Source organism: Nostoc sp. CENA543 (assembly GCF_002896875.1).
GTDB lineage: Bacteria > Cyanobacteriota > Cyanobacteriia > Cyanobacteriales > Nostocaceae > Trichormus.
Map to the genome: position 1 here is coordinate 3,208,273 of NZ_CP023278.1, position 22,226 is coordinate 3,230,498.

Genomic DNA, 22,226 nt, shown 5'->3' on the forward strand with positions numbered 1-22,226 from the left:
AACAAAGGTTATCAATGCTGAACTAGCTGCTTTTTTACCTAGTTGGTTCAAAGATAAAGTCTCTTATATTCCCATTCATTCATTTGTAGTTATACGGAGCCAGCACCTAAAATGGCAAAAGTAGTTGGAATTGACTTAGGTACAACTAACTCCTGCGTCGCAGTAATGGAAGGTGGTACACCCACGGTTATTGCTAACGCTGAAGGGTTTCGCACCACTCCCTCAGTAGTAGCGTTTGCGAAAAATGGCGACACATTGGTAGGACAAATCGCCAAGCGTCAAGCAGTGATGAACCCAGAAAACACTTTCTACTCTGTAAAGCGTTTTATTGGTCGTCGCTTTGATGAAGTTACCAACGAAGCTACAGAGGTTTCTTACAAAGTCCTCAGCAGTGGTGGTAATGTCAAGCTAGATTCCTCCGGTAAACAGTTTGCACCAGAAGAAATTTCTGCGAAAGTTCTCCGCAAGTTAGTAGAAGACGCAAGCAAATATCTCGGTGAAACCGTTACCCAAGCTGTCATCACCGTTCCCGCCTACTTCAACGACTCCCAACGCCAAGCCACCAAAGATGCTGGTAAAATCGCTGGTATTGAAGTCATGCGGATTATCAACGAGCCTACCGCCGCATCCCTAGCTTATGGCTTTGACAGAAAGAGCAATGAAACTATCCTAGTATTTGACTTGGGTGGTGGTACATTCGACGTATCTGTCCTAGAAGTAGGCGACGGCGTGTTTGAAGTATTGTCTACCTCTGGTGATACCCACCTGGGTGGTGACGACTTCGATAAGAAAATCGTTGATTACTTAGCTGAACAGTTCAGAAAAGACGAAGGTATCGACCTCCGCAAAGACAAACAAGCTCTGCAACGTTTAACAGAAGCCGCAGAGAAAGCAAAGATTGAGCTTTCTAGCGTTACCCAAGCGGAAATTAACCTTCCCTTCATTACCGCTACCCAGGACGGCCCTAAACACCTGGATATGACCCTGACCCGCGCCAAGTTTGAAGAACTCTGCTCAGACTTGATTGACCGTTGTCGCGTTCCTGTAGAACAAGCATTGCGCGATGCGAAGTTAGGCAAAAATGACATTGATGAAGTTGTGCTAGTAGGTGGTTCCACTCGTATCCCCGCAGTACAACAACTGGTGAAGAATTTATTGGGTAAAGATCCCAACCAAAGCGTTAACCCTGATGAAGTAGTAGCCGTTGGTGCTGCAATTCAAGCTGGGGTATTGGCTGGTGATGTTACTGGTATCTTGTTGTTAGACGTAACACCATTGTCTTTGGGTGTAGAAACCTTGGGTGGTGTGATGACCAAGATTATTCCTCGCAACACCACAATTCCTACCAAGAAGTCAGAGGTATTCTCTACAGCCGTGGATGGTCAAACTAACGTAGAAATTCACGTCCTCCAGGGTGAAAGAGAATTTGCTAACGATAACAAGAGCCTGGGAACTTTCCGCCTCGATGGTATTCCTCCCGCACCCCGTGGCGTACCTCAAATCGAAGTAACTTTCGATATTGACGCTAACGGTATCCTCAACGTTACCGCTAAGGATAAAGGTACTGGTAAGGAACAATCCATCAGTATCACTGGTGCTTCCACCTTAGATAAATCTGACGTTGACCGTATGGTGAGAGAAGCTGAACAAAACGCTTCTGCTGACAAAGAACGTCGTGAGAAGATTGAACGCAAGAACCAAGCCGATTCTTTAGCATACCAAGCTGAAAAACAACTGCAAGAACTAGGTGATAAAGTTCCTGAAGCCGACAAGACCAAAGTTGAAGGTTTGGTGAAAGAACTGCGTGAAGCTGTGGCTAAGGAAGACGACGAGCAAATCAAGAAACTGACACCAGAATTGCAACAGGCGTTGTTTGCAGTTGGTAGCAATATCTATCAACAAGCTGGTGGTGCTGCTCCTGGTGCTGCTCCTGGTGATGGTGGTGCTACTCCTCCTAGTGATGGCGGTGATGATGTCATCGATGCTGATTTCACTGAAAGCAAGTAAGTGCAGAATAGAAAGTCAGGATTAGTTTAGTATCAATATGAAAGACCCAGTTTAGATAATAGACTGGGTTTTTTCAATTGAAGGCGAACACTGTAGAAATATTTTTTTGTTTCGCGCAGAGGCGCATTCGCGTAGCGTCTCGTAGAGAAGACGCAAAGAAGGACGCGCTATGATTATGACTTTTGCAAGAGGTGAACCCAATTATCGGGAATCCTTTCTAAAAGTCCAGAACCAAAAACTTGATTCATATTTAAGTAATCAAGATGGACATAACCAATGTGACAATGACAAGTTTGGTTAGGACATGGTTGGTCGGATAAGGCTGTTTCCCAATCAGAATCATAAATATTACCAATTGGAGATTTAATAAAATGACAACGGCGTATTGTCCCATCGCCATCAACAGAAACTACTGATTTTCCAGCCCGACAAGAATGCCCAAAGCTAGGATAATGTTTGGTATTTAATTCATATAATGGGTCGATAGATTGGAAAAATTCTCTATCTGCTGGTGATAAATTGGGAAGTTCAGCTTTGACAGCATTAATCCACAAATAAACATGGTTTGGTAATTCTTGACGTAAGGCGGCTATTTCTGATTTAAACTTGGGAAAACCGACAACTCCGACGCTAAATTTAACATTTTGGTGGTTTAATTGAAGACATTTAGATAAAAAGCGATCGCGTGATACCCATTCTGAGTGAAAAGTAGCCCAAATTGCCAATTTATCTTTGTTACATTCCTCTAACCAATCTAGCTGACAAGAGAGATTAGTTTGAATTGCGGCTTTATTAACGTTGGGTAAATGGGTTAGTTTTATCAAGGCTTGCTGATACCAAGAATGTATTAAAGCTTCTCCCCAAGGAGTGAATAGAATTGAAAATTGATGTTGGGGATGTTGAGAAATCCAATTGACAAACTTTTCTAAAGATTGTTTATCTATAGCTAATTCTGCGGCTGTTTGTTGGCGTTTAGCAAAGGGACAATATTCACAACCGTAGTTGCAACTAATTAAAGAACCGCGATAAAGTATGGTGAAGTACATATTTAGCTTAGGTAGATTTCTCAGCTACTAATTTTTAATAATTATTTTTTGAATTATTCGGCTACTGTGCAGTAGCGATCGCCTTCATATTCATAAAAGCGACTACCTTCTGCAATAACACGAACATCCATTTGCCAAAGCAATTCAAGCATTTCATCAGTTACATAAGTTTCTGATATATTGAGCATGTCCAATTGATTGATTATAGGAGAATTGAGTAAGATTTCTGCTCCTTCATCGTTTAAATTTCCGAGAGAAATGTCTAACACTTGAATTTTTTGTAAGACTGGTGTTTGAACTATTTCATGAACTATCGCATTAGTATATTCACTATTGCGTAGCCCTAAATATATAAGATTAGGGAATAAATCCCCATAAAGAAGAGGAATTAAATCTTCAACAGAACAAGTGCATCCATAGTTAAGGCTACCCAACCATATTTCCAGATGTTCTAATGCTGGTAATTGAAGAGAGTACAATTGTAATAGAGATTCTTGCCGTAGTCCTCCTGTTTCTATAATCAGAGCTTTTAATTTCTCATGTCGTATTGGATTGAACATCCTATGAGTATTACCACCACGAATCTTTAATATTTCTAAATTAGGGTAAGCTTCTAATACTGGACTGATATAGTTATGGCTCATTTGAGAAATCATCGACTCATTATCTGTGACATCGCCTATGAATACAGCCTTGAGATTAGTTAACTGATCCTGAGAGTTCACAAGAAAATTCACAATATTTTGTGATGAATCACTTTCAAAAACATCTGAATGCCACATTCCAAAAACTAAAGCTTCTACCTTGCAAACCTGTGGATCTTCTAAAAGTAATGCAAGCTTATCTGCAATAAAATCGTCTCCATCTCGATCAGTTCGGAAAGCGTATGCAGTTCCTATAGGGTCAGTTATACCAACCTGTGGATCGTACTCCTCTACTTTACGATTTGCAAATTTTTTAGAGTGCCATCTTATGATAGTCGATCCTATACGTTTCTCTAGCTCCCAGCGTTCTTTTAAAAACCAAGGTTTATAACTTTGTAAAGCTGCTATAGCTTGAGGTTCGTTTCTTTCACTTAGTAAAACACAAGCATATCTTCGTAGCCTTCCTGATTTATCTTGTAAAGCTTGAATTATCAAATCTAGACCTGATTCACCATATTGAAGTGCATCCTGAAGTGCGTCTTCTCTATCTTCTATAAATTGGCTCGATAAACGTCTTTTAATCCCTTCGATACCACCTAATACAGCGTTATAAATAGGTGGTGTTTGTCCGCCAAGTACTGCATCAAATTCTCTCGGTTCATTTTGATTGTTTGTCATATTTTCTCCCACGGTAGATGTCATGTAAATTTTTGTAGTAAAGTGATTTATCGCTTCTCTACCAATCAGGTTTAAACTCTACTATTTCAACTCATAATCCTGCATTAATTCCTGAACTTGCTCAGAAAATAACCACGCGCCAATAGTATCAGAACGTTCAATGCCAAATTCAGTTAAGTGTAAACTTTCTTCATCTTTTATCGCCAAATTTAAAGTTAGCAATTCTGAAATTTCTGGAAAATCAGCGTCAACTTCACTACTAAATCGCTGGCGATAATTAACGAAATTTAATCCTTCATCAGAAAGTAAAGATAATAAAATATATCGCCTACGTTGTTCTTCTGCATTTAGTTGAAAGCCGTAATGCGTGTATTCAAATAACTCATCGGCTGTTTGAATATATGCTTGCAAAATATCACGAATTCCCTTTGCTCCCACCGCATATTCGTTAGAGTAGTGCAGAGTATTGGTGTAGGAACGTGCGCCGCAACCTAAACCAACCATACCGTCGGCTTGACAGCAGTAGACGGGGGAGGGGGAGGGGAAAGTGTGGGGAGTGTGGGGAGACGAGGGAGGAGGGGGAGACAGGGTAGAAAAATTGCTACCTTGTCCACCTTGTCCCCCTTGTCCACCTTGTCGAAACATCCGCATCGATACTTGAGTATAACCTTGAGATAATAGGAGCGATCGCCCTTCGCGGTAACAAGCTAAACGAATATCGTCCCATTCTTTATCTGTGCGTCCCAAACCTGTTAACGGCCGTACATATAAGGGATATAGATAAATTTCTTCTGGTTGAAAGCGCAAGGCAGTTTGTATTGATTGCAACCAAGTATCGACGGTTTGACTGGGTAAACCGTAAATCAAATCAATATTCAAAGTGGGAAATCCAGCTTCTTTTATCCTTGTCAATGCTGCTTCTACTTGAGTATTAGATTGACGACGCTGGGTTGCTAAGACTTCCGACTCGATGAAACTTTGGACACCAATACTAACACGGTCAACGGAGTGCGATCGCAAAACTTTTAACTTTTCTTCAGTTGCGGTTTCTGGTGAGACTTCCACAGAAATGGGAATTTCCCGTAACTTTGCACCCATTGTATTTTCCGCAATATCGAGAACAGTTGCGAGATGCTGAATGGGTAACTGAGTCGGAGTTCCCCCACCAATAGCGAACCTTGCAAATGACGCATCACCCAACACCGCTTTCATCCGTTGCGCCTGTCGTTGTAATGTGCGGACATATTGACTGATAAAATCTTCATTGTGGCTGACTGTGGTAAACAAATTGCAGAAACCACAACGCATTTCACAAAACGGTATATGTATATAAAGAAATAACGCTTGTCTATCTTGCTGCGTCCAAAGTTCGGGGAGATATATCGGTGGGTTGAAAGGACGATAAGCTGTTTTGTGGGGATAAGAATAAACGTATGCTTGATAGGGAGACTGGGCAATTTTTGATTTTAGATTTTGGATTTTAGATTGAGGATTTTGGGTTTTAATCATCATAAATTTTCCAGGTTTTTATAAAATAAACTCTGTATATGGAACAGTCCAAATAACAGGATGGCTGAGTCGATGTCCAGTGTAACCATCTTCACCATAAGTTGTCCCGTGGTCGGAACAGAGAATGCAAAATGTAGAATGTCTTTGGCGTATAATATTCCAGAGTTTAGCTAATTGACTATCTACATATTCCAAAGCTGCGGCGTGAGATTCAATGGTGTCGGTTTTATCCTTAGTATTGGGAAGATAAAAATAATTTGGCTGATGCAAAGCGGAAATATTTATAAATAAAAATAGGCGTTGATAATTTGGCGTTTTTTCTAAAATCTCTTGCGCCAGATTTACCTGATTTTCTGTAGATTTGGGGTGAGTAACACCTAACTCTGGACTCCAGTAACTTTCAGCAAACATCCCAGGAATGACATTACCTAAAGGATTGCGTTTGTTAAAAAAACCTACGCCACCAATGCAAACGGTATGATATCCCTTAGCAGCTAATCCACTAACAATATTTGAGCCATCTAATACACAAGTTTTATCAGTTGTGGTGGTACTTCCTTCAAATCCTAATGCAAAAATTCGGGGATGAATTCCTGGCGTTATTGGAGTAGGTAAAAAGCCAGCGAAAAAAGCATGATGCGCCGCGTAAGTGAAATTTCCTGGTGAATGTCGTTCTTCCCAACCTGTTTTGGGTAGAACTTTTGCTAAATTAGGAGTCCGTTTTTCAAGCAGTAATTTTTTAGCTACATCGTAACGCAGTGTATCTAGAGTAATAAATAAAATATCTTGATTTCCTACGATTTGATTCATGTTGAACATAGTTAGGGGGTGAGGGGATGAGGGGACAAGGGGGACAAGGGGGACAAGGTGGAGTAAAATCAATAAAAAAATGGGAAATATAAGAGGAGAGAGTAAAGGGTGTTTGATTTGTGAATCAAACGTCATTCTATAGTCATGAAGATTTGATTGTATTTCAGTTGGCGTTTGAAACAGCAATGACAATTTTTGAAATGTCGCAAAAATTTCCTCAAGAAGAAAAATATTCTTTAACGGATCAGATTCGTCGTTCATCTCGTTCTGTTTGCGCTAATTTAGCAGAGGCTTGGAGAAAATGAAGATATAAAGCTGCTTTTATTGCTAAACTTAGTGATTGTGAAGCTGAAGCTGCTGAAACTCAAGTATGGATTAAATTTGCTGTTAAATGTTCCTACATAGATATTCAGCAAGGTAGAGAATTATATAAAAACTACAATCAAGTCCTTAAAGGCTTAGTCAAAATGATTAACAATCCAAATCAATGGATTATCGGCAAATAATCCCCCTTCCTTTCTCTACCTTGTCCCCCTTGTCTCCCTTGTCTCCCTTGTCTCCCTCGTCCCTTCCCAAAACAGCCTTAACTTCACTCGTGTAAGTATCCATTTCATTCCACAAAATGCCAGGTAATAAATCGCCAAAAGCATTAATCTCTAAAATCGCATGAGTTTTCCAATCTGGTAAAATTAGTAAATCAACTCCGCAATATAAACTATCAGGAAATAACGCTGCTGCTTGTTCACAGGTTCGCTTCATCATCTCCCAATTTTCAACACCAACTTTTGCTAAAAATTCCTCTGTATCTCCCCGTTCATTTCCTAAATGTAAATTTGTCATCGGACTTTTACCCAGGCGAACAACTATATGTTGTGCTTCGCCATTAATCACTACCACACGCACATCAAAACCACATCCTTTTAAATGTGCTTTGGGTAGCCATTCTTCAACTTGTACGCCTTCTGCTGTCAAGATGTTGATGATATCGGCGATTTCTTCACGGCGAGTATAGTGACTAATTTTCCGGGAGTTGTAAAGTAGAGTTTCGCCATTTTCTCGCACTCTTTCCACAGTGGTAATTGCTGATTCAAAACGGGAATTTACACGATAAGCAACGACTCCAGAAGCGGCGGAACCGTGGGAAAGTTTGACAAATACTCGTTCTATTCCCTGGGTTTGCATTTGTTCGCGCAAATATTCATAATTGTGAATTTTTCCTAGAGAACGAGGAACGGGTATATTGTTACGGCTGAATCTTTCGTGACAAGCTGGTTTGTCAAACATCACTGCGATGTCTTGGGGATGGTTCATAAACTCACCCTGGAGGGGAGTAAGTTGAGATTCCCATTTTTGCAGGAGATATCGCCAGCCTAAATACCACTGTCGCGGGTAGAGGATGCGTCCTTTGTCGAATTCTAATTCCATAGCTTCGCCAGGACTGATGCGTTGATGTTGTCCGTTATCTGATACATTGAAACCTGCAGCGATGATGGCTTTATCGATATCAAAGTTTTTCTCAGGAGAATCGAAGCGGATAATGGTATTGGGTGCGTTGAATTGTGCCAGGCTTTGTTTACCTGAGATTAAATCTGCGTAATCTATTACGGTGGCTGGTGGTAAGTTGAAATGAGTTAGTGCTTGTTGGAGGAAACCGACACGGCGATTTTCAGGGTTGGCGATGAGGATAAATTTGAGCATTTTCTGATATGTACAATGCACCCTTAATAAATTACTCAGCTACAGAACAATAGCGGCTGTGAATATAGCTATCATCCTCTTCTTCTTTCTGGTTATTTGCTATGACACGCACATCCAAACCTGATAATTTCTCAACCATTTCCTCAGATAAAAAGTTTTCCGAGACGTTGAGAATATCTAGATAATTAATTGCCTCACAATTAAGTAATTCTTCCGCACCTACATCACTTAAAGTTCCCAGTGAAAGGTCAAGAACGCTGATAGAATTAAGAATTGGGGAAGTTACAATCACACTAGCTATTTCATCACTAAATTGACTATTACATAATCCTAAATAAGTTAAGTTAGGAAACTTGTCTGCAAAAATAATTGGGTGTATATCTTCAACCCAACAGGTTCCGCCATAATCTTCACAGCCAAACCATAATTCTAAATGTTCTAATGCTGGCAGATTTAAATTACAAATCTGTGCGACGGTATCCCGACTTAATCCCCCAGTTTCTACAATTAAAGCTTTGAGGTGATTATGTTTTATTGGTGGACTAAATTGTAATCCTTCACCGCCACGAACTTGTAAAATTTCTAGCTGAGGATATGCTTGTAAAATAGGACTAATATCACTTTGTTGAATCCAGGAAATTTCACATTCTTCACTCAGAATATCGCCCAGAAAAATAGCCTTAAGGTTAGGTAAATATTGCTTGACATTAACTAAAGCTTGGATAATTAAACTTGCATTGTTTTCATAAGTTTCTGTCCATAAACCTAATACTAAAGCTTCCAATTTTTCGGCGTTGGGTGCTTGAGCAAGTTTACTAAGTTTATCTGCTAAATCCTCTTCATAGTCATCATAAGTACATCGTAGGGCATAAGCTTGATTAACAGGTTCAACAATACCTCTATTTGCATTAAATTCCACCACTTGCCGATTAGCAAATTGAGCGGTATGACAACCTAAATACCGAGTCAATCTTTCTTCCAATTGCCAAGGTTTATATATTTGCAAAGCTTGTTTAACTTGCGATTCTGTTCTTGGCTTTAATAGTCGATAAGCAAAACGTTCTACTAATCTTGATTCATCTTGCAAACCTTGAATTAAAACATCCAACCCAGCGTCACCATATTTCAAAGCTTCGCTCAGTGCTGCTATTCGCACATTCACCACAGGATTTGATAAACAACGCTTAATTCCCTCAATTCCTCCCAGCACAACCCCATCTATAGGCGGTGGTGATTGTCCTCCCAATACAGCATCATAATCCTGGGGTTGATTTTGATTGTTAGTCATGTTGTTTCACCTGTTGAATCTTAGTTAGAATTCCCAAAAACATCTGGCTAAGGTAGCGATCGCCTATAATCTGTAATAAATAACACACTCATAACCTGTTCTAATTTTTCTGAGGCTTGTGTACTTTTATAAAAAATAGTACATTTGTTTTGTTAATTTAGTAAAGCTCCCACAGCTTCATTAGTTTTCTGCATTCCACACAGCAATTGCCGTTTGCTGGTAAAAGTGATACAACAAATTAGCTGCGTATTGTCGGTAAACCTTGCAAATATAAATTATTTTAGTTATGGCTGAGTATCAAAAAATTGAGTATCGCATTGATAAAGATGGCAAAATTACGGAAACAGTAATTGGTGCTACTGGTGCAAGTTGTACGAGTACAACATCGGGAATTGAAGATGCTTTAGGAGAGGTAGAAACTCAAGAACTGCTTCCTGACTATTACGAAGGAGAAGAAAACGTCACAGGAACAGAACAACAGTCTCTCAAGCAAAAATAGGAGAGATATCAATGTTTGCAGACATCCTATCAGATATTCAGGGTGTAGGAATGTTTTCTTGGGAAAGCTTTGTAGTGATAGGGATTGGTATTTTCGTACTGTTATTGGTGATTCCGAACATTAGCAACGGGACAGGTTTAAAATTCGGTAAGCGTACCGATAAATCAAAGCAAATTCAATTACTAGAAGACGAGATCCAATTATCTCATCAAAAACACTTAGAATTAGAGCAAAAAATACAGCAACTTATCTCAGAAAAAGCTGCACTGCATCAAGAAGGTGTGCGACTCCATAAAGAGTTACAACAGCAACGTCTACAACTAACAGAAGAATTTCGGACTGCCACATTTGAGCAATTGCAGACATTGCTGACAAACTATCCCAGCATTCACCAGATGGTAACTATCAAGCCAGATTTGCCCATGAAAAATCTGCTTTCCATGTTTACCCCTCTAGATAACCTCCTTGGTAAATGGGGTTACGAACTCATCGGTAAACCTTGGGAACAAGTACCTTATAACTCCCAACTTCATCAACCAGACAATGCTGATATGACGGAAGGTGAATTGGTTTACATCCGATTTGTCGGTTATCAGCATCAAGGGAGAATTCTTTGCCCTGCTAAGGTGAGTCGGACTTTGCCGGGGGGGAAGTGAGGGACGAGAGAGACAAGGGGACAAGGTAGACAAGGTAGATAAATCTGTAACAATGCCTAATAACTAATGACTACAGTAATAATTGATTTTGGTACGAGTAATACTGTTGTTTGTACCACAGACTTGATTACGCAAAAGCCTCGGACTTTGCGATTTGAGGGGATGTCGCGGCGGTTTGAGGTGGGAACGGAACAGGTAAGTGTTGTACCAAGTTTGGTGTTTGTTGAAGGACAAAATAATATTTTGTTTGGTGAAGCTGTACGCGCTAAACGCTTGGGGTTTGCCCAGCCGGAACGCTGTTTTCGGGCTTTTAAACGGGATTTAGCGGCGGATTTTGTACCGCCTCCGCGACTGTTGGATGGGAATAGTTATAGTGCAGAGATTATTTCAGAACTGTTTTTGAGGGAAATTTGGCAGCAAGTTGAACAGCAATTGCAACCAAGTCACGTTATCTTTACCGTTCCTGTAGGTGCGTTTGAAAGGTATCTTGACTGGTTTCGGGATTTGGGCGATAAACTCAATATGCCCACAGTGCAAATTGTGGATGAATCAACAGCCGCCGCCCTTGGTTATGCCGTCAAGCGTCCTGCTAGTGTGGTTTTGGTGGTGGATTTTGGTGGCGGAACTCTGGATTTAAGTTTAGTGCGGACTGTGAGTGTAGCAGCCGAACAGCAAGCTATACGCGCGGAAGTTCTCGCCAAGTCCGATGCTTTTATTGGCGGTGTCGATATTGATACTTGGATTGTAGAACATTATTTACACAAAATCGGTTCTTCCCGTGAGGAAGTCGGAGAAATCGGTTTTATGAATTTATTGGAAGTAGCAGAAAGGGTGAAAATTCAACTTTCGACAACAGATTTAGCCAAGGAAGCTTGGTTTGATGATGAAAATTTCATGTCTCATGAATTGCAGTTACATCGAGACGAGTTAGGGGAAATTTTAGAAAATCAACAATTATTAGAACAGTTAAGACAAGCCATTGATGAAGTATTAGCGATCGCACTTACTAAAGGTATCAGTAAATCATCCATAGAACAAGTGTTACTCGTCGGCGGTACTTGTCAAATCCCTGCGATTCAACAATTAGTAATTTCTTATTTTGGTAGACAAAAAGTCAAGTTAGATAAACCCTTTGAAGCTGTCGCACATGGCGCATTAGCATTAAGCGAAATGACAGCCATTGATGATTATCTCCGCCACAGTTACGCGATTCGCCTTTGGGAACCCCACAGCAAAACTTATTCTTATTTCACCTTAATTGAAAAAGGAGCAAAATATCCAGGGGCGCGTTCGGAAGCTTTAACTTTGCAAGTAGCTACTGAAGGACAGCGAGAAATTCGCCTTGACATCGGTGAAGTAGCCGAAGTTTCCCAAGCGGAAGTTGCTTATGATGAACAAGGCAGAATGACGAGTAGTCACTTAATAAAACAAGATAGCTATCGTTCTTTAGAAACCCATCATCAACAAGTATGTGTCGCTTATCTTGAACCACCAGGACAAACCGGAATCGACAGAATTCTAGCACAATTTGAAGTTAACGAACAACGGGTATTAGTAGTAACAGTCAAAGATTTATTGACAGGAAAAATGTTAGTAAATAGAGGTGCGATCGCTAAACTCAAATAATCATGCGATCGCCTAACCTTAGTTATGGGGAATACTAAGTAGTAGGCTTGATACGAAAAACCTGATGCAAGAAAATTATAATCGCCCCAGAGTATATGATGTTGTGCTTGGTGGTCAAGAAAAAGCCCCTCCTGGTGCTTTAGTTTTAGGAGGACTAGAAGGTGTTAAAAGACGCTTGGCACATCCAATAATTGAACAAAGAATTGCAGCACTAGAAGAAGCACTCAAGTATGGCGAAGTCGGTTTAGAACTGGTAATCTGGGCGTTAGATGATAAATTATGGAAAGTACGCCAAGCAGCTTATTCGCTATTAGCTTCTCGACCAGAACCTATAGTACAAGAAATACTACAAGAATATAGCCATAAAGTTGATAGATATGATGCTTTTGTGGCGATGGCGCGTACTGGTAGCGTGTCTGATATTGATACACTAATGGATAATTTAGAACATGATCGTAGTAGCGCAACCTGTAAGTTAATTGACTTTACACTTGGCTTAGTTGATAGTCATGAGGGTAAAGATAGAATCCGACATTACCTGTTCAACGGTACGCAGATACAGCGTAACTATGCAGCACTTTACTTTAAACGGCGGGGTATTACAGATATTTTACGAGAAGCAGTCAGGCAAGGCTGCATTGATAGAGTACAAGCATTTTCTAAATGAAAATCATACTTCAAGTATGGTTACTAGCTCAGATGTACAGAGTATTCTTAGTGAAGTTAAGAAATTAATTCCAGCATAGCCAGTTATATAGAATACTAAATAATAAGATAAGGACTCAGATCACCGACTTCTTAAAGAAGTCGGTGATCTTGATGCTCATGAATATAATTACACCCAACGCCCGACAACTACCCGCACAGTTCCATCTGCTAATACTTCTTCATCTTCAACATTAAAACCTTGTTCTTGCACTGTTGCCATCAAGGTTTTATAAGCATATTTGTGGCTAATTGAGTTAACAAATTGTTGTTGATTAATTTTTGCACCCCAAAAGTCGGCTACTATCTCGTAATTTTCCCCACTGCGGCGAAAGCCCAAATCATAACCGTTTTGTTGGCGAATTACATACTCGGCTTGAGTGGTATTTCCTTGATATCCCCGGACATTCGTATTGCACTCAACTTGATAGCCTAATTCTTGCAAAACTTCATGGAGAATTTCACCGCGTTTGATTTGTACTTTGATGGTTGTGAAATGAGACATAATTAATTTTATGTTTGAGATTTTGAAGTAAAAAAACCGCAGATTTTTCTATTTTAATCAACCTCTAATGGGCCTATGCCTTTTTGGTTTGAGTATTGTTTTAATTCCTCCACTAATTGAATATCGTTGGAAGCCGCCCTGGCACCGGCTTCTGCTGCCCATTGTTTTAAGGCTTCGATTTGGTTACGGGCGATCGCAGCTAAGGGTACAGTCTGCACTATTGCCTGTAAAATATCTTCTGTATTGAAGTCTCGCCGTTGTCCTTCTATTCTTGTGGAAAATGCTTGGTGCATAGCATCAATAATTACTTGCTCAATTTCTGCCCCACTGAAGTTTTGTGTTTGCTTCGCCAAGGATGCTAAATTAAATTCCCGCAGGCGGTTGGGACGTAACCTCTGCAAATGCACTTTAAAAATCTCTTGGCGTTCTGTTTCTGTCGGTAAATTTAAAAAGAAAATCTCATCAAATCTGCCTTTACGTAACAACTCGGCTGGTAATATCTGCACATTATTGGCAGTAGCAACAATAAAAACTGGGCTGGTTTTCTCCTGCATCCAGGTAATTAAACTGCCAAATACCCGCCGCGATGTCCCGGAATCCCCATCAACACCACTGGTAATATTGCCAAAGGCTTTGTCAATTTCATCAATCCACAACACACAAGGTGCCATTGCTTCGGTGATCTGAATCATTTGGCGGACACGGCTTTCACTTTCACCGACAATTCCACCAAATAACCGCCCAGAATCTAACCTTAGTAGCGGTAAACGCCATTCATGGGCAATAGTTTTCGCGGAAAGAGATTTACCCGTTCCCTGTATCCCCACCAATAACATCCCTTTAGGATTAGGAATACCGTAGCGTCTAGCTTCTTCTGTAAAAGCATCTTGGCGCATCAATACCCATTGTTTGAGTTGATCTAATCCCCCAACGCGCTTGAGTGATTCTTGGGGTGTGAAAAACTCTAAAATCCCAGTTTGACGAATTGCTTGTTTTTTCTCTTCTAATACACCATCAATATCAGACTCATTTACCTGCTGTTTGGCGGCTAACGCTTTTGCCAAAACTCTAGAAATGCGAGTGCGGCTTAAACCTTGACAAGCTTTAATTAATTGTTCTCGCGCCAAGCCAGCAATATTTAATTTATCTGGGACGACTAACTGGGTAATTAAATAATCAATTTCGCTGACGCTGGGTAGAGGAAAATCAACCACTGTCACTTCTTGCAATAGTTCATCGGGCAGTTCTAAAGTATGACTGGTAGTGATGATAGTTTTACGCGATCGCTTTAACTCTCGTGCTAAGTTGCGTAATTCCCTGACAATCGGTGCATTCTTCTCGGTGGTAGGATTTTTCACAAACGGATGCAAATCCCGCAGCACAAACATCGCAGCTGTTTGCGAGTCAGCTTTGGCAATGCGTAATAAAGCCGCCATCACAGAACCTTTATCTGCACCATTATCACTCCAACCCCGCACAATATCCCAAAATAACACCTGTCGTTGGGGCGCAGAACGCGCTGCAACTTGCAACAGCACTTCCTCTACAGGTTCTTCTTCCACAGAAATCACATACAGTAAGGGATACCGCGCCCGAATCATCAAATCAAGTTGTTCTATTAAGGAGACGTATTGCTGATTCTCTCGGCTATGAGTTGAATCTCCTTTTCCATTAAGGGGTGCGCCAGCCGTCATAAGTAAGCCTTTATCCCTCAGTGATTTAGTTGTCTTATTTAATACTGTAATTCCTTTTTTTCTAAAGTAGTACAAATTCACTAAAACAATAACTGAAGCAGGCAATCCCAATAAACTCCTAAGAAACGCATTTTTCTTCCCTTATACCCCTACACCCCTATACCCCTGTCTTGAGAGTAAACAAGCAGTGAAGGGCATTTGAGTAATTGTTGGAAATTTTATTTGACGAATCCGATATATCGCAATATATTAAATTTAATGATAACGATATATCGTGATAGGTCAAATAAATAAAAGGAGTTGCATATGTTTAGACAATTTCATGGACGTTTTCCCGTACCAGCCCATGCTGGAGAAGGAATTGGTCATCCATTCTTTATGAGTGGACGACATGGACACAGAAGAGGTGCGTCTGATGGTGGCTGGGGAGACGAACCCCGCAACCGTCGCGGTGACATCAAATTTATGTTGTTGGGGCTATTATCAGAACGTCCCCAGCATGGTTATGAATTGATTAAAGAACTAGAAAACCGTCATGGGGGCTTTCGTCGTCTTAGCCCAGGTTCCGTCTATCCAACGCTTCAGATGTTGGAAGAAGGCGGTTATTTAACTAGTGAACAAGTCGAAGGTAAGCGTGTCTACACCATTACAGAAAATGGTAGACAATTACTGCGCGATCGCAAACAGCAGGCTGATTTCAGAAACCCTCATGACAGGGTTACAGAGGACAAACCTTCAGAATTGATAGAGTTGCGGCGTAGTTTAACAGATTTAAACGATGCTGTTACACAAATTGCTCGTAGTGGGAATTTAGAACAAGCCTCGCGAGTAAGAGATTTGCTGGTGCAGGTAAAGCGTGAGATTTACAAATTGCTTGCTGAACAGTGAATTAAAACGATGACATAATCAATATGTCAAATATTGTGAATTGCCCAACTTGCGGTGCTGTCTGTCGTCTTGTGAGTCAAGAATTACCCAACTTTTGAATAAGTTGGATAATCGAATCAAAATACAGCAGTGATGATTTTGCTGTCAATGAGCAAACTTACAAGTATTTTTGCAACAATAAAGCTAACTTTTCTTTTGTAGCCGCAGGTGCTTTAGCTAAGTTGGTCAAAATTGCATACTTCAAAGCAGAATGTGCTTCACTGTGGGGTGGGTTTTCACTCAAGCGGCGCACGGTTTCTTGAATCACTTTTTGTGCGTTCACTGCGTTGCGTTGTAAATTACCAATCACCATTTCTACTGTGACGCTATCATGGTCGGGATGCCAACAATCGTAATCTGTAACTAGTGCTAATGTTGCATAGGCGATTTCGGCTTCCCTAGCTAATTTAGCTTCGGGTAAATTAGTCATACCAATGATAGTTGCACCCCAACTGCGATAAAGATTAGATTCCGCCTTAGTGGAAAATGCTGGCCCCTCCATACAAACATAAGTACCACCACGATGTAGGGTAACATCTGGTAGATTTAAAGAAGCGATCGCTTCTCCTAACACTGCCGCTAAATTTTGGCAAATCGGATCACCGAAAGCTATATGCGCCACAATTCCCTCACCAAAAAACGTGGAAATGCGGTTTTTAGTCCTATCAATAAACTGATCCGGAACTACCATATCTAGTGGTTTTGCTTGTGCTTGTAAAGAACCCACAGCACTAGCAGAAATTAGATACTCCACACCTAATTTTTTCATCGCATAGATATTGGCACGGAAAGGTAACTCGGAAGGTAATAAAGTATGATTACGTCCGTGCCGTGCTAAAAAAGCTACCTTAACACCATCTAAATTTCCCAAGATTAACGCATCAGAAGGCGAACCAAAAGGTGTATCAATGTGCATTTCCTCCACATCTTTCAAGGCTGCCATTTGATATAAACCGCTACCACCAATAATCCCAATTTTTGCGATCGCCATAAGTTCTAACCTATTGCTTGCTAATATGCCTAGTTATTCTACCGAAAAGGCGAGTATCACAGGAGGCATAAAAATCATAACTCCTGATTTGTCAGGATTCCGTATCGCCACCAATGTCAAACTTTATATAAAATTGTTATTTTAAATTTATTAATAAAAACATAAGTTTAAAACTTTGGTGGATGATATGCAAATTACTAGTATCTCAACCCCCACATCATTAGAAACAGTGTTAGAGCGCATATTTGCCATTGGCAGAATTACACGCTCTGATCAACAGGTACTTATGTCTACACTGCTCTCTAAAGAAGACCTTAACGAAAAAGAACTACAACAAATTAATCAAATATTTGACCGCATCAAAAGAGGATTACTCAAAGTAGTAGATTAGCAAGCCAGGAAAGCGGTAATACCAATTCACAATTCGCAATTCGCAATTCGCAATTCGCAATGGACTAACGTCCCGCTACGCTAACGCAATTAAAAAACTTAGATGCAGCACAACTTTCAAGGTTTACATCTGTATCAGGTTTTTCGTGAAATGGTATAACAGGGAAAGCATATTGATCATTAATTCTGTTTAACTACTAAAAAATTACACCTGTTTATTTTTTATTCAGGTATTGCCTAAAAACCATCTCAATTAGTAGGACGTACCACACGAATCAGTTTCCCTTCTAAAGTTACCTCTGCTCTTACAGCTGCATCTATCCTGGTAGCGAACTGTTCCCAGTTACGATTATTGGTACAAACAACAATGCCAAAATGCTGGGAATTACGACGATGCAGACGGATGAAATCATCTCTATTAATAGTTAGTATGGCTCGCTCTTGACCGATGGCAAAGATCAATACCTCCTCATCAGATATGCTTCGATCTGCATTTCCTGCTTCCTGAACTGTCAAGACATCATGCCCTAAAGTGCGTAGTAATTCCACGACTGGAAACGGAAACTGCTCATCTGCGTAAAAGCGAGCCATTGACTAAGCTACCTCATTCCTCTCAATTGCTAGTTCGATTTCATCAGGATGCGCTTTTGCGTACGCCCAAGCATTAGCTAAGTCTTGCTCTGTGATACTAGGATAGCTTATCAACAAATCAGCATCACTGTATCCCATACGGTGAGCCTCCACAAGCACCCAGACAGGAATACGAGTGTGAGCAATGCGCGCTTCGCCTCCACAAACTTTAGGGGTTCTCTCAATTCCTTGCCAGTTACCACCAAGACTTTGAGCAAGTAACTGTATCGCCTGTACTTTTTCACTAGGGCTGAGGGCGAGAAGTTGTTGCTCTAAGTCTTCAAGTTTCACGGATATCAATCCTCTGATGTTGAGAAAGCTTGTATTGTTGATTCTATCATTCTTCAAAACTAAGCGTTTGGCTTGAAAGAGAACTTACTGCTGATACCATTGCACAAAAAACCTGATACAGATGTAAACCGTGAAAGTTTTGCTGCATCTAAGTTTTTTAATTGCGTTAGCGTACCACTCCGTGGAAGTAAGCTACGCGTAGCGTCTCGTAGAGAAGCGGGGCGTTAGCCCATTGTGAATTGGTATGACTCCTAAATCAGATATTGCTGTGCTTGAGTTGCAAACAAATAAGCATAAGTCCCGTTCATCTCCATGAGTTGGTCATGAGTACCGCTTTCTACAATCATGCCATTCTCCATCACATAAATGCGATCGGCCATTTTCACTGTAGACAGACGATGACTAATTAAAATAGCAGATTGGTCTTTAATTAACTGGCGGAATTTTTCAAACACTTCATACTCAGCTTTAGCATCCATTGCGCTAGTAGGCTCATCTAGAACAATTAATTGGGAATCTCTTAAAAATGCTCTAGCTAAAGCAACTTTTTGCCATTGACCAATACTTAATTCTTCCCCTTGAGAAAATAGTTGCCCCAGGGTAGTATCATAACCTTGCGGTAACTTAGAAATTACATCATCAGCACCAGAACGTCGTGCCGCAGCCATAATACTTTCTGCTGCCGGTGGTAAGTCAATATTACCAAACCAAATATTTTCCTGAGCAGTGAAATTATACTTAGCATAATCTTGAAAAATCACACTAATTTCACGGCGTAATTCGGCAATTTTAAAATCTCTAATATCCACACCATCAATAGTGATTGAACCAGTAGTAGGATCATATAATCGACACAGCAGTTTAATTAATGTCGTTTTACCTGAACCATTTTCACCCACTAAAGCTACAACTTCCCCTGGTTTAATAGTCAAGCTGACATTTTTAATCGCCTGACGACTACTATTCGCATATTTAAACCCCACATTCTGCACAATAATACCTTTTTTAATAGGTTGAGGAAAAGGTACAGGATTGATAGGGTCAGCTAACTTGGGTTCAAGTTCTAGAAATTCGTAGAGATTGGCTAAAAATAAATTATCTTCGTAGAGAGCCGACATACTACTCAACAAATTTTTAATATCACTTTCTCCACGCTGTAATGCTTGGGAATATAAGACTAAATCCCCTATTTTTAAGAATCCTTGAATAGTTTGAAAAATAATAAAAGCAAATACACCTAAAACTACAACACCTGAGATTGTTTGAGCAATAAAATTACCAACAGCACGCCTAGTATCAATAGCAAGGCTTTCTTGATATATTTGCTTTCTAATGCGGAGATACCATTTACCAAAGTAGTCTCCTAAGTTAAATAAGCGAATTTCTTTAGCAAATTGCTCTGATGTTAGTATCCAACCTAAATATTCCGATAGCCTTTCCATTGATGTTTTTTTGCGTCGCCAATCATACATCACCCGCGCATATTTCACACGTACTAACATAGCTGGAAATGATATGACAACTAACACACCAGCTATAGACCAATGTAAGGACAACAATAAACCAATCATCCCCAACAAAGAAATACTACTTTGCCCCAATTGCGCCAAACGATTAATAATTAAAGGTGGACGATAACGAGCCTCTTGTTGCGCTCGTTGCATGGTGTCGTAGTAATGAGAATTTTCGTAGTATTCTAGGTCAGCTTCTATAGATTTAGCGTGGAGAATGTCTTGGATATAGTCTGTTACTTTCTGGGAATGGGCATTATTTACCAACTCAGCCAAGGCGTTACAAACAACGGTGGTAATAGTAACTACACCTGCGATGATAACTAAAAAGATGACCTGATTAATAGTGGCGGCTTTATTAGCAATTGTGAAACTAGCTGCTACCGTATCTATAATTAGTTTGGCTATATATATAGATACTAAAGGTAATATCCCTTGGATAACTAAGAGTAATGAACGCGCGATCGCCCACTTCGGACTACTCTGCCACACTAAACGCAATGTGGGCAAAAGGCGCAGTGTACTTTGCAGCTTATACTGTAACTTTTTCAGCACTTTTATTACCTTTCTGAAATCTCTCTGTGTTACTTGGCGTTAAAGCGTGTACATGATCCTCCACATAACTCGCCACCTCAGATAACAAAGGTAAAGAGCGAGGTCTTTTCAACTGATAAATAGGTACACTCTTAAGTAGTTCCACACACTGAGTCAGATGTTGTTGACGATTAATAGCCTGCTGTAGAGAACGAATCCCATAGGAATTAGTAATTAATTCTAGGATGGCCGCTTGCCTTTGCACTTGTTCAATTACTAATTCATCACTATCCACCAGTACATACAGACTATGCAATCGTTGTGGTTTGCAATTAAAATCTTGCTCTCGGCGATAAGCGTACTCACCCAACAAAGGGTGCAGATAAATCAACGATGCTAAATCATACCCGCAGGTAGTAGCAACTTCTGGACTCATCTTCATTTGCGGATAGCCAGGTACTACCTTAACTGTGGTATCTAAAATTACAGGAACAATATCATCAGAAACAATTTTGTGACCACGCGCCAGCATAGCGGCGGCGGCGGAAGATTTACCCGCACCAGAATGTCCTAGAAAACAGATAACTTGGTCATCAACTGCAACTGCACTAGCGTGTAATAACAGTGAAAATCCCCGTTGATAGAGCGAAATACCCATTGCACTACCAGAAAGACACAACTGCATCAGTCTTTGATCTGCATTGGGTGCGGGAGTAACAATCACTTCTTGACCGTTAATGATGTGAAATATACCCACACCCTTCATTGCAACTATCGTTTCCTGTGGGGACACTTGCAGATATTCTCTAGGCTGAGAAGGTTCAACATATCCCAGACTACTATTTTTAACTGTAACAGCAATATCACAGTCTGTATCAGCTTCCAATAACTCTGGTAAAACGAGATTGGAATGTATACCTAAACCATACGCCCAGTATTTATACATTTTGACATGATTTTTGATATATGCAATGCAACACCAAGAGACAACTGTAGATAAATCTCAGTTGCTCTTGGGGCTTGTGATAGCTATGATTGAAACACGTTCATACCAAACTCTCCAAAATCAAGCTACAGATGCAAGTCTGCACCACCAAACTACATCTGACGTGCTTAATTTTGGATAGGGAATCGGTATCAGTCTAGGAAGTTTGTCTGGGGATAAAATTAGCGAGTCATCCTCAGACAGATTCCTCTAAGCGTCACTTACACCAGCAACGCCAAAGTCATCAGATGCGCCTAGTTTTTTGGGCTTTACTTGTTCTGTGATGGCTTCAACATTACCGTAGACAGTGACAGTAGGTGCTGTCCAAACTTTCTTATTCATGAACTCTACTCCTGTTTGTAGATTAAGTGAATTTGCACGCTAATTAGGGAAACACGCTCATCATCATAGGGATGTGCGATACCTTAGTCAAGCTATCCTAGTTAGATATAACTAGGGGTCGCTTACACCTGGAACACCGAAATCGTCAGAACTGCCCAATTTTTTGGGTTTGACTTGCTCTGTAATGGCTTCGATGTTGCCATAAATTTTGACAGCAGGGGCTGTCCAAACTTTCTTATTCATTGCATAAGTTCCTCAAA

At 40.4% G+C, this 22,226-nt stretch carries 22 protein-coding genes and 1 pseudogene; 8 read left to right on the forward strand and 15 right to left on the reverse strand.

The window, feature by feature from the left end:
• Positions 1-111 precede the first annotated feature (111 nt).
• Positions 112-2,007 carry a molecular chaperone DnaK gene (gene dnaK / locus CLI64_RS13210; protein ID WP_103137663.1) on the forward strand — a complete coding sequence of 632 codons (1,896 nt, stop codon included), beginning with the start codon at positions 112-114 and terminating at the stop codon, positions 2,005-2,007.
• A 173-nt stretch (positions 2,008-2,180) separates the two neighbouring features.
• Here dnaK and CLI64_RS13215 read toward each other — a convergent pair whose 3' ends face one another.
• From CLI64_RS13215 to CLI64_RS13230, 4 genes are read right to left on the reverse strand one after another with little or no spacing between them, the layout of a single operon-like run.
• Positions 2,181-3,053, reverse strand: coding sequence for an STM4011 family radical SAM protein (locus CLI64_RS13215; RefSeq protein WP_103137664.1), 873 nt, complete (start codon positions 3,051-3,053; stop codon positions 2,181-2,183).
• Positions 3,054-3,106: 53 nt separating this feature from the next.
• Complete coding sequence (locus tag CLI64_RS13220) at positions 3,107-4,399, reverse strand: HEAT repeat domain-containing protein (RefSeq protein WP_225977579.1); 1,293 nt, start codon at positions 4,397-4,399, stop codon at positions 3,107-3,109.
• 57 nt (positions 4,400-4,456) lie between these two features.
• Positions 4,457-5,887 (reverse strand): STM4012 family radical SAM protein, encoded by a 1,431-nt coding sequence (locus tag CLI64_RS13225; protein WP_225977580.1) that lies wholly within the window; start codon positions 5,885-5,887, stop codon positions 4,457-4,459.
• Positions 5,888-5,902: 15 nt separating this feature from the next.
• The gene (locus CLI64_RS13230) at positions 5,903-6,703 is read right to left on the reverse strand and encodes an STM4013/SEN3800 family hydrolase (RefSeq protein WP_103137667.1); all 801 of its coding nucleotides are present in this window, start codon (positions 6,701-6,703) and stop codon (positions 5,903-5,905) included.
• A gap of 110 nt (positions 6,704-6,813) precedes the next feature.
• On the opposite strand from CLI64_RS13230, the pseudogene CLI64_RS13235 reads away from it, so the two are divergent.
• Positions 6,814-7,200, forward strand: a pseudogene (locus CLI64_RS13235) (four helix bundle protein).
• Here the strand turns inward: CLI64_RS13235 and CLI64_RS13240 are convergent.
• Both CLI64_RS13240 and CLI64_RS13245 read right to left on the reverse strand, forming a co-directional pair.
• Positions 7,187-8,392, reverse strand: coding sequence for an STM4014 family protein (locus CLI64_RS13240; protein WP_192881712.1), 1,206 nt, complete (start codon positions 8,390-8,392; stop codon positions 7,187-7,189). The pseudogene CLI64_RS13235 and the gene CLI64_RS13240 overlap by 14 nt on opposite strands.
• A gap of 31 nt (positions 8,393-8,423) precedes the next feature.
• Complete coding sequence (locus CLI64_RS13245; protein WP_103137668.1) at positions 8,424-9,680, reverse strand: STM4015 family protein; 1,257 nt, start codon at positions 9,678-9,680, stop codon at positions 8,424-8,426.
• Positions 9,681-9,966: 286 nt separating this feature from the next.
• On the opposite strand from CLI64_RS13245, the gene CLI64_RS13250 reads away from it, so the two are divergent.
• The 4 genes from CLI64_RS13250 to CLI64_RS13265 all read left to right on the forward strand — a co-directional run bounded on the left by CLI64_RS13250 (position 9,967) and on the right by CLI64_RS13265 (position 13,128).
• Complete coding sequence (locus CLI64_RS13250; protein WP_103137669.1) at positions 9,967-10,179, forward strand: DUF2997 domain-containing protein; 213 nt, start codon at positions 9,967-9,969, stop codon at positions 10,177-10,179.
• Between the two features lie 11 nt (positions 10,180-10,190).
• Positions 10,191-10,835 (forward strand): molecular chaperone GrpE, encoded by a 645-nt coding sequence (locus CLI64_RS13255; RefSeq protein ID WP_103137670.1) that lies wholly within the window; start codon positions 10,191-10,193, stop codon positions 10,833-10,835.
• Between the two features lie 66 nt (positions 10,836-10,901).
• The gene (locus tag CLI64_RS13260) at positions 10,902-12,461 is read left to right on the forward strand and encodes an Hsp70 family protein (RefSeq protein ID WP_103137671.1); all 1,560 of its coding nucleotides are present in this window, start codon (positions 10,902-10,904) and stop codon (positions 12,459-12,461) included.
• 64 nt (positions 12,462-12,525) lie between these two features.
• Positions 12,526-13,128, forward strand: coding sequence for a hypothetical protein (locus tag CLI64_RS13265; protein ID WP_103137672.1), 603 nt, complete (start codon positions 12,526-12,528; stop codon positions 13,126-13,128).
• A 168-nt stretch (positions 13,129-13,296) separates the two neighbouring features.
• Here the strand turns inward: CLI64_RS13265 and CLI64_RS13270 are convergent, their stop codons facing one another.
• Positions 13,297-13,671, reverse strand: a complete 375-nt coding sequence (locus CLI64_RS13270) for a DUF1257 domain-containing protein (RefSeq protein WP_103137673.1) — start codon at positions 13,669-13,671, stop codon at positions 13,297-13,299.
• A gap of 53 nt (positions 13,672-13,724) precedes the next feature.
• On the reverse strand, positions 13,725-15,272 hold the full coding sequence (locus CLI64_RS13275; RefSeq protein ID WP_225977611.1) for an AAA family ATPase: 1,548 nt from the start codon (positions 15,270-15,272) through the stop codon (positions 13,725-13,727).
• A gap of 399 nt (positions 15,273-15,671) precedes the next feature.
• Between CLI64_RS13275 and CLI64_RS13280 the strand changes: the two genes are divergently transcribed.
• A complete protein-coding gene (locus CLI64_RS13280) occupies positions 15,672-16,253 on the forward strand; it encodes a PadR family transcriptional regulator (RefSeq protein ID WP_103137675.1) in 582 nt (193 codons plus the stop codon).
• A gap of 157 nt (positions 16,254-16,410) precedes the next feature.
• Here the strand turns inward: CLI64_RS13280 and CLI64_RS13285 are convergent, their stop codons facing one another.
• Positions 16,411-17,283 carry an S-methyl-5'-thioadenosine phosphorylase gene (locus tag CLI64_RS13285; RefSeq protein ID WP_103137676.1) on the reverse strand — a complete coding sequence of 291 codons (873 nt, stop codon included), beginning with the start codon at positions 17,281-17,283 and terminating at the stop codon, positions 16,411-16,413.
• A gap of 187 nt (positions 17,284-17,470) precedes the next feature.
• On the opposite strand from CLI64_RS13285, the gene CLI64_RS13290 reads away from it, so the two are divergent.
• Positions 17,471-17,674 carry a hypothetical protein gene (locus tag CLI64_RS13290; RefSeq protein ID WP_103137677.1) on the forward strand — a complete coding sequence of 68 codons (204 nt, stop codon included), beginning with the start codon at positions 17,471-17,473 and terminating at the stop codon, positions 17,672-17,674.
• Between the two features lie 248 nt (positions 17,675-17,922).
• On the opposite strand, the gene CLI64_RS13295 is transcribed toward CLI64_RS13290, so the two are convergent.
• From CLI64_RS13295 to CLI64_RS31945, 6 genes are all read right to left on the reverse strand, one after another.
• Positions 17,923-18,264, reverse strand: a complete 342-nt coding sequence (locus CLI64_RS13295) for a DUF5615 family PIN-like protein (RefSeq protein ID WP_103137678.1) — start codon at positions 18,262-18,264, stop codon at positions 17,923-17,925.
• A 3-nt stretch (positions 18,265-18,267) separates the two neighbouring features.
• Positions 18,268-18,594, reverse strand: a complete 327-nt coding sequence (locus tag CLI64_RS13300; RefSeq protein WP_103137679.1) for a DUF433 domain-containing protein — start codon at positions 18,592-18,594, stop codon at positions 18,268-18,270.
• A 251-nt stretch (positions 18,595-18,845) separates the two neighbouring features.
• A complete protein-coding gene (locus CLI64_RS13305; RefSeq protein ID WP_308418389.1) occupies positions 18,846-20,660 on the reverse strand; it encodes an ABC transporter ATP-binding protein in 1,815 nt (604 codons plus the stop codon).
• Entirely contained in the window at positions 20,638-21,585 is a 948-nt protein-coding gene (locus CLI64_RS13310) for a hypothetical protein (RefSeq protein WP_103137681.1), read from the reverse strand. The genes CLI64_RS13305 and CLI64_RS13310 overlap by 23 nt, the downstream gene beginning before the upstream one ends.
• A gap of 249 nt (positions 21,586-21,834) precedes the next feature.
• Positions 21,835-21,966: a hypothetical protein gene (locus CLI64_RS31940; protein ID WP_264082501.1), complete on the reverse strand. Its 132-nt coding sequence runs from the start codon at positions 21,964-21,966 to the stop codon at positions 21,835-21,837.
• A gap of 111 nt (positions 21,967-22,077) precedes the next feature.
• Complete coding sequence (locus CLI64_RS31945; RefSeq protein WP_264082502.1) at positions 22,078-22,209, reverse strand: hypothetical protein; 132 nt, start codon at positions 22,207-22,209, stop codon at positions 22,078-22,080.
• Between the last annotated feature and the right edge of the window lie 17 nt (positions 22,210-22,226).